We start from the raw sequence: 7,084 nt of genomic DNA on the forward strand, positions 1-7,084 counted from the left end.
GTCAAAATTCAATGTGTAGTCCGTATTGTAGCGCAAGAGTTGTAGAATGGTGATATGCATAATCGTATCCTCAATAAGGACAAGCTTTTTAGTGGTAAGGCCTGGTTATCAAAGGAGATTGGAGTGTTAACAATGGGAAATACTGATAAGTTTGAAATGATAGCTAATAAATATGACACCCCTGAAAGAATCCAAATTGCAAAGGTTGCATCTGATGCCATCCGTAATTTTTTAGTTGACGCTAAAAGTAAGAATGCTATTGATTTTGGGTGTGGTACTGGTCTTGTCGGGATGAACTTATTAAACGAGTTTAATTCTATGCTTTTTCTGGATACATCACAAAATATGATTAATCAAGTCATGGGAAAAATAACAAATTTTAATATTCAGAATGCAGATACATTATGCTTTGATATTGAAAAGGAAAGTTTAAAGGATATACATGCCGACTATATTTTTATGAATCAGGTTCTACTCCACATTCATGATGTTAAATTAGTTTTATCAAGATTATTTGATGCTCTAAATGAAAATGGACATTTGCTAATCGTAGATTTTAATAAAAATGAAAAAATAGTTTCGGATATTGTTCATAACGGATTTAATCCAGAAGAGCTAGCGAATATAATGACTAAAATAGGGTATAGGGATATTCAATTCAAAACTTTTTATTCAGGAAGTAAAATATTCATGGGACACGATGCGTCTATGTTTATTCTTGACTCAAAAAAGGTTCAACAGTAAAGGATGTAGTTACTAACAACGAAGAGAACCGTTTTGACAAGAAAAGAGTTTATTGTTCAACTTACAATAGTAGAGGAAACCTAATTAATAGGGTTTTCTTTTATTTTTATACAAGGCTGTTTTGCGCAAAGTTTGTTGTTTTTAAAGGTGATTGATTAAACTGCGAAAAAAGATATATAATAAACATAGTTTAGTTTAACCGCTTTTAAGTCATTTGAGGCGGTTTTTATATTGCTTTCAACATCTCTACTGTGATCTCGTTTGATTTTTGACACGCTGAAGTAAGCATTTGCTCTACTCGTTTTTCAAATGCTAAGTTTTTCCCTATATCAAGCTATTTGAACCAATAGAGGTAGTTGTCCAAATAGTTCGTTGCAACTCCTTGAAACCGCTCCATTCACTTTTTCAGGCGATTATGAAAGTTATTAACGTGCTGAATGTGGTAAATTCCCTTTTTTACACGCCGTCTGTCGCCTCATTGACTGTTTCGTGCTGTAATCCTTTTATCTTGGCAAACTTTTTATAATTCGTTGCTGTATCCGTACATAACAAAGCAGATGGGTGAATATACTTACCTATCACAGTGTCAATTTCATCGGCTTTAACACGACCCGTTCCTGCCTTTTGAGCCAATCACACTACGATCGGTCTTGTACCATAACAACAGCGATTTTAAGGTTCGAAATACCTCTCAATTCGTCTTTCTCCCCACGCTTCTTGGGTTTTCTATGGGTGATTTCTAGCTCTTTCATAGACTCACGAAAAAAGGTTTCGTCTCTCAACGATGTCTTGTAATCGATTAAAATTAATCGTGTTGTTTTCAGATCCATTCTAATAGTACATGATACCAACTTTTTAAAGTAAAATCGTAATGGAGCCGTCAAAATCTTATTGATCAAGATCTCATGGTCAATTCGGTTACGGCTTTATTCGCATTTCCCGCGACATAATGAATGGACAAATTCCTCCTACAGAGCTTGCCTAAAACAATTTAGCGTAAGTAGGTAGTAAAAAAGACATGCATACTTCATTCTAATACTTTGGATATAGGAATTTAGAACTATTTCATTACCTAAAAATATTCATAAAAAAAAGTTTTGCTATAATGGAAAAAACAGCTATCCATGTTTCGATGGTAATTAGAATTGCATTGGCAAGATTGGACAAGAAATGACAGAAACAAACGAATGGGGTGATCGTTTTGGATCCACAAGAAAGTGTGTTCCGCTCTTCGCTTGCTTCATTACATTCACAGCTGCGAATTAGGCAAGAGGAGCTCATGATACTGAAATCTTGTGAAAGAGAATTACATAGCAATTACAACGAATTTCTCCACAATGAACGATTATGTTTAGAACCATCTTTATCTTCACATACATGGAGTGGTCACTGGGCGGAAAAATTTGACGGGATTCGAAGAGAGGGGATCCATAACCCGTATCAAAAAATAACGGGTAAACAGTTTAAAAAAACGTTTGAAGAAGTGGAGCGTAGAGTTCAAGAAATTCAAACGGAAATTGATTCTATCAAAAATTCTATCACATCTCTGCAAGCACAACTTCCAGATTAACGGATAAATTGCGGAAGAATGAGGAGTGAAGAAATGAGTACTGAAATTAAAATACATTTTTCAGAAGTGGAAAAAGCGTTATTAAAAGTAAAAGCCACATGCAAATCACTTGAAACAACCTTGCCAACGTCAATTGGGGGAGATTCTTCTCTCCAAATGCTTATAAGACTAACTGAACTTAATAAATCCCTTCAAAAAGTGACCGAATCGTATAAGGTTTTATTAAGTAGAAATGAAGAAGCAACGAACGGATCGATTGAATCAATTCGTAAACAGGATGAGCAAATTGCCACTGCTTCCATTCCTATTCCTTAAAGGAGGAGCTGGATTAGTATGAAAAGACTGGATGTTCAAAAAATGCATTTAGGCATTGATGAAATTATGAAGCAACTTGGCGATTTCAATATACAGATCAAACAACTCCAGAATGCCGTTAATGGAATTATAGCATTGGAAGATTCATTGAAAGGCAAAACCGGTCAGGCGATTCGTACTTTTTATCAAGAGTGTCATCTACCATTTTTGCTTTTTTTTGAAGCGTTTATTGAAGACTATATTTCGACTCTGAAGAAGATGAAACAAGCGCTCCAAGATTTTGAACCCGCACAGGATGGATTTATTGATGAATTGTTTTTGGAACATAACATCTTAAGAGGATTACAAAAAATAGAGGAAACAACCATTGATCTGACGGAAGAAGCAAACAAAATTATGCGCAAAGTGGATGATATTATCTATTTGCCCCGGCTAAATAACGAAGATGTCCTTGGCGGTATTCATGAAGCTAAAATGAAATACAAAAAGACCATCGAAGAGTTGAACCGTTTTGATTATGAACAAACTAAAGCTTTGAACAAGTTACAACATGATGTCGACACGATGGAAAATTATATCAGAAAAATCGAATCGATGTTTCAAAACGGTGATCTCGATGTATCCACCTATTCTGCCAGGCGATTAAGCGAAGTCCCAATGTATAATAAATTAGTTAGTGGAGCTCTACAAAAATCCGATATTGAGCTTCTACCGATGAATCCAACCAATTCACTTTTACCGATTGACAAATTGCTCCAAGCATACTCATTTTCTTCTGCCGATCTTAATCTACGTGGAAGAGCTTATTACAGCGGGGTGGAAAACAATAAATTTTCTTTTTGGGATACGCCCGGGATCGGTAACTTTAATGATGAATTAAAAGCTGATAGAGATCAATTAAAGTATAAATTTGAATCGAGCTTTCTAGATACCGATAATATCGCTGGTGCTATAGTTGATAAAAAGAATAATGTTACTAATTACGGATTGAATTCTAAGCTTTTTACTGCTTCAGGAGAGATTAATCTACCAATTAGTGAAAAGGAAGTAAAAAAAGATTTATATTCAGGCGCTTTCATTGGTGGTAAGGCTGAAGCAACGTTTTCCGAGAGTACATTTAAACATCCATTGAGTCCAACAGAAGTAAAACTTAAAGTAGGTACCGGAGAAATGAAAGCGGGTATTGAGAATTATAGTATAGGGGCGGGTGCGGAAGTAAGTGCGGTAAAGGTGGAGACAAAAAAGGAATTGTTTACGTTTTTCGGATATTCCCCGCTTAAGGAATGGTTCGGGATCAGCCCTTATGTTGGTTTTGACGTTTCACTTGGTGGTTACGGTATTGGAGGATCATTAGGCTTAGAAAATGAAATTTATGCTGCTGATCAAATTGGAGTGGGGATTAAATGGGGAGTCGATATTGAAGGCAATTAACAAACTGGAGGCGTTTCTTTGAATAAGGATCAAAAAGTTTATTTCTTGATAAGAATCTATAAAACTATACCATTGTTTATAATTTTGGCAATAATTTTTGGCTCAGTAATGTTAATATTAGCAATGAGACACGTGGAAACATCTTATCAAATGAAATTACTAATTTTCGGCATATCTGTATGTTTTTATTTGCCAAGTATAGTTTTTTACCTCATCCGTATGTTTTATTTAAAAAAGAAAATTGAATCGATCAAAAATCAGTAGGAGTAAATTATGAAAAAGTTAATCACAATTCTCTTGTTCATGTCACTTTTAATCGCAGGAGGGTGTTCGAAAATGGAAGAGAAAAAACAAACTGCAACCGTAGAAAAAATCGATACCAATCGGTTATTACCGATCGGAACAGTCGTTAAGCTCAAAAATATTGATAAAGAGGTCATGATATACGGAAGAAAGCAAACGCAATCCTCTACCAAACGTCAATACGATTATGTTGCTGTCCCATATCCGGAAGGAAATATTAGCGAAGACTATAATGTGTTCTTTAATCGGAATATGATCAAAAAAGTATTATATAAAGGCTATGAAACGAAACAAGAAATCGAGTTAAGAGAAAAAATCGAAAAAGAATCGAAACAATAGCAGGTGGTCATGTGAGGAACTTCTGGTTCAGTTATGGAAAAGTGTTTACAACGGCAATAGGCTTAGTTGTTGTCATTGGTTCGTTCCTCATACAGTTGCTTATCCCAATGAACTCAACCGCTCTTAAAATAAGTTTAATGGTTGGCACACTTATCCTTAATGTCGCAGTCATTACAGTTGCATATTTTCTGGTGGATCGTTCCTTTCGTAAAAAACAATAAAACTTGCATTCAGTTTTTCGTTAAATATGTAAAATCAGAGGCTCCAAAAGTAAGTTGTAGTGACTTTCTGGAGCCTCAAATGTCCTAAACTGTTTTCGCCACTTTATTTCTTTTTATAAAATTGACAAATACATAGCGTACGAGTGGTCCCATAATGATGAGCTGTAAAGGATAGGCAACAATGAAATTTTTCATAACAATCGTAAAGTAACTAGTAATCAGGGATTCGTTAGTAAGACTATTGTTTACATATTGTGTCATTAAACCATAGAATGACATGCAAAATACCATTCCTATGACCATGCATGTGGAAATGGAAAGAAGCACATAGATCTTCTTGGACTTATCATATGGTAATTTAAAGACAATTTTTTTGGCCAGAGGAGCGACAATTAATAAATCGACCAGGAGCGCAAGGGCAAATGTAGTAAAAAATTGAACAATAACATCCGTAAACGACATGACGCCAATTACACCACTCAAATACATATTATAGAACATCATGACTGCAACCATTCCAAAGCACATGATTATTGTAAAATATACACTTTCTTTTTTGGTTGTCGGCAATTTTCTTCATCCTTTCTCTTATCCCATGAGGATTAGTATAGCGATCAAAAAATTTGCTCGTAAGTGAACGTTTTGTGAACAATATCAAGCGAAAACCGTTCACAAAGTTCCCATTCCTCAATAGTTTACCGTTTAAATCCGGTGAACCAGGCCATTTTAAAAAAGAAATCAAAGGAAGACCCATAAGGAGTTGTTCGTCTCCTGAATGGGGGCTTCCTTTTTCTATGCCGTCCATGATTTCATCAAATTTTCATTTAAATAGAGTACGATACGAATGGCGGTAAGAAAAATGGGGAAGGTGAACGTTATGGGCTTTTATGATGAACAAGTTGAGCAAGCGCCGGAGCAGAAAAAGAAGCGGAGCCGGGCTTTTCCCGCAGGATTAGCAGGAGCGGTTCTTGGCGGTCTTATTATGGTCTTGTCCATTTCATTGTTAGGGGAAAAACATGCGACGAAAGCGCCTGAAGAGTCAGCAGGGGGCCAGACAAGCAGCCAGAGTATAAAAAACGTCGCCGTAAATGTCCATTCGAAGATGACGGAAGCGGTTAACAAGACAATGGATGCGGTAGTAGGAGTAGCCAACTTGCAAAATAAAAATTTGAATGATGCAACGGACGAGGAGAGCGGCTCCGGATCAGGCGTAATTTATAAAAAAGAAGGGGGAAAAGCTTATATCGTTACTAATCATCATGTCATTGAAGGCGCCAATCAGATTGAGGTCAGCTTACGTGATCACAAGAAGGTTCAAGCAAAGGTGGTTGGCTCTGATGAATTAATGGATCTTGCCGTGCTCGAAATCGACGGCAGCAAGGTGACAAAGGTCGCCGAATTAGGAAACTCCGATCATCTCCAAACGGGAGAATCCGTCATTGCGATCGGAAATCCGCTTGGCTATCTGGAAGGTACTGTAACGAAAGGGATTGTAAGCACTCCTGAGCGGACGATGCCAATCGATTTGAACGATGATGGTGTCGATGACTGGCAAGTGGATGTCATTCAAACCGATGCGTCCATTAATCCAGGGAACAGCGGAGGAGCATTAATTAATCAATCCGGGCAACTCATCGGGATTAACTCAATGAAAATTGCGCAAGATGGGGTTGAAGGGATTGGTTTTGCCATCCCGATCAATGAAGCAAAACCGATGATGAAGAGGCTCGAAAAATACGGCCATGTCAAACGGCCTTCTATTGGGATAAGCCCCATCTCTCTTTCTGAAGTTCAGGCAAACGATAGGCAACAAACGTTACATTTGCCGGAAAGCGTCAATTACGGAGCAGTCATTGTACAGGTTGAAACGCATTCACCCGCCCAACGAGCAGGATTACGGGAACTTGACGTCATTACTTCATTAGACGGACAAAAGATAGACGACGCGGTTGAATTGAGGAACTACCTGTATACGAAAAAGAAAATCGGGGATCAGGTGGCCATTGATTTTTATCGCCAGGGTAAGAAGCATTCCGTAAAGCTCACCCTTGTACAAAATGAAACCAATCAACAATAGCAAGCCATTTTTGATAAAATGATAATTGGTTCATAAAACGATTCGACACATATAAAGCGCTATTATTTTTCAGATGAAACTTTT

The 7,084-nt window shown here is 37.0% G+C and carries 8 protein-coding genes and 1 pseudogene; 7 read left to right on the plus strand and 2 right to left on the minus strand.

What is annotated here, in order from left to right; all coding sequences use genetic code 11:
* The first annotated feature begins 132 nt into the window (after positions 1 to 132).
* Positions 133 to 744 (plus strand): class I SAM-dependent methyltransferase, encoded by a 612-nt coding sequence (locus tag WD019_RS16500; protein WP_425712209.1) that lies wholly within the window; start codon positions 133 to 135, stop codon positions 742 to 744.
* A 226-nt stretch (positions 745 to 970) separates the two neighbouring features.
* On the opposite strand, the pseudogene WD019_RS16505 reads toward WD019_RS16500, so the two are convergent.
* Positions 971 to 1,520: pseudogene (locus WD019_RS16505) on the minus strand (IS1595 family transposase); the annotation flags it as partial.
* 443 nt (positions 1,521 to 1,963) lie between these two features.
* On the opposite strand from WD019_RS16505, the gene WD019_RS16510 reads away from it, so the two are divergent.
* From WD019_RS16510 to WD019_RS16530, 5 genes are all read left to right on the plus strand, one after another.
* Positions 1,964 to 2,314, plus strand: coding sequence for a YwqH-like family protein (locus WD019_RS16510; RefSeq protein WP_425712210.1), 351 nt, complete (start codon positions 1,964 to 1,966; stop codon positions 2,312 to 2,314).
* 33 nt (positions 2,315 to 2,347) lie between these two features.
* Positions 2,348 to 2,629 carry a YwqI/YxiC family protein gene (locus WD019_RS16515; RefSeq protein ID WP_425712203.1) on the plus strand — a complete coding sequence of 94 codons (282 nt, stop codon included), beginning with the start codon at positions 2,348 to 2,350 and terminating at the stop codon, positions 2,627 to 2,629.
* A gap of 18 nt (positions 2,630 to 2,647) precedes the next feature.
* Entirely contained in the window at positions 2,648 to 4,060 is a 1,413-nt protein-coding gene (locus tag WD019_RS16520) for a ribonuclease YeeF family protein (RefSeq protein ID WP_425712204.1), read from the plus strand.
* Positions 4,061 to 4,333: 273 nt separating this feature from the next.
* A complete protein-coding gene (locus tag WD019_RS16525; protein WP_425712205.1) occupies positions 4,334 to 4,702 on the plus strand; it encodes a DUF4176 domain-containing protein in 369 nt (122 codons plus the stop codon).
* An 11-nt stretch (positions 4,703 to 4,713) separates the two neighbouring features.
* Positions 4,714 to 4,923: a hypothetical protein gene (locus tag WD019_RS16530; RefSeq protein WP_425712206.1), complete on the plus strand. Its 210-nt coding sequence runs from the start codon at positions 4,714 to 4,716 to the stop codon at positions 4,921 to 4,923.
* A gap of 84 nt (positions 4,924 to 5,007) precedes the next feature.
* Here the strand turns inward: WD019_RS16530 and WD019_RS16535 are convergent, their stop codons facing one another.
* On the minus strand, positions 5,008 to 5,493 hold the full coding sequence (locus tag WD019_RS16535; protein ID WP_425712207.1) for a DUF2798 domain-containing protein: 486 nt from the start codon (positions 5,491 to 5,493) through the stop codon (positions 5,008 to 5,010).
* Positions 5,494 to 5,800: 307 nt separating this feature from the next.
* On the opposite strand from WD019_RS16535, the gene WD019_RS16540 reads away from it, so the two are divergent.
* The gene (locus WD019_RS16540; protein WP_425712211.1) at positions 5,801 to 7,000 is read left to right on the plus strand and encodes a S1C family serine protease; all 1,200 of its coding nucleotides are present in this window, start codon (positions 5,801 to 5,803) and stop codon (positions 6,998 to 7,000) included.
* Positions 7,001 to 7,084: the final 84 nt, after the last annotated feature.

It is taken from the genome of Fictibacillus sp. Mic-4 (assembly GCF_049843615.1).
In the GTDB taxonomy this organism is placed as follows: domain Bacteria; phylum Bacillota; class Bacilli; order Bacillales; family Fictibacillaceae; genus Fictibacillus_A; species Fictibacillus_A gelatini.

Coding starts and splice junctions, on each gene's coding strand:
- WD019_RS16520 (WP_425712204.1), top strand. CDS start 2,648: ATGAAAAGACTGGATGTTCAAAAAATGCATTTAGGCATTGATGAAATT.
- WD019_RS16525 (WP_425712205.1), top strand. CDS start 4,334: ATGAAAAAGTTAATCACAATTCTCTTGTTCATGTCACTTTTAATCGCA.
- WD019_RS16540 (WP_425712211.1), top strand. CDS start 5,801: ATGGGCTTTTATGATGAACAAGTTGAGCAAGCGCCGGAGCAGAAAAAG.
- WD019_RS16500 (WP_425712209.1), top strand. CDS start 133: ATGGGAAATACTGATAAGTTTGAAATGATAGCTAATAAATATGACACC.
- WD019_RS16515 (WP_425712203.1), top strand. CDS start 2,348: ATGAGTACTGAAATTAAAATACATTTTTCAGAAGTGGAAAAAGCGTTA.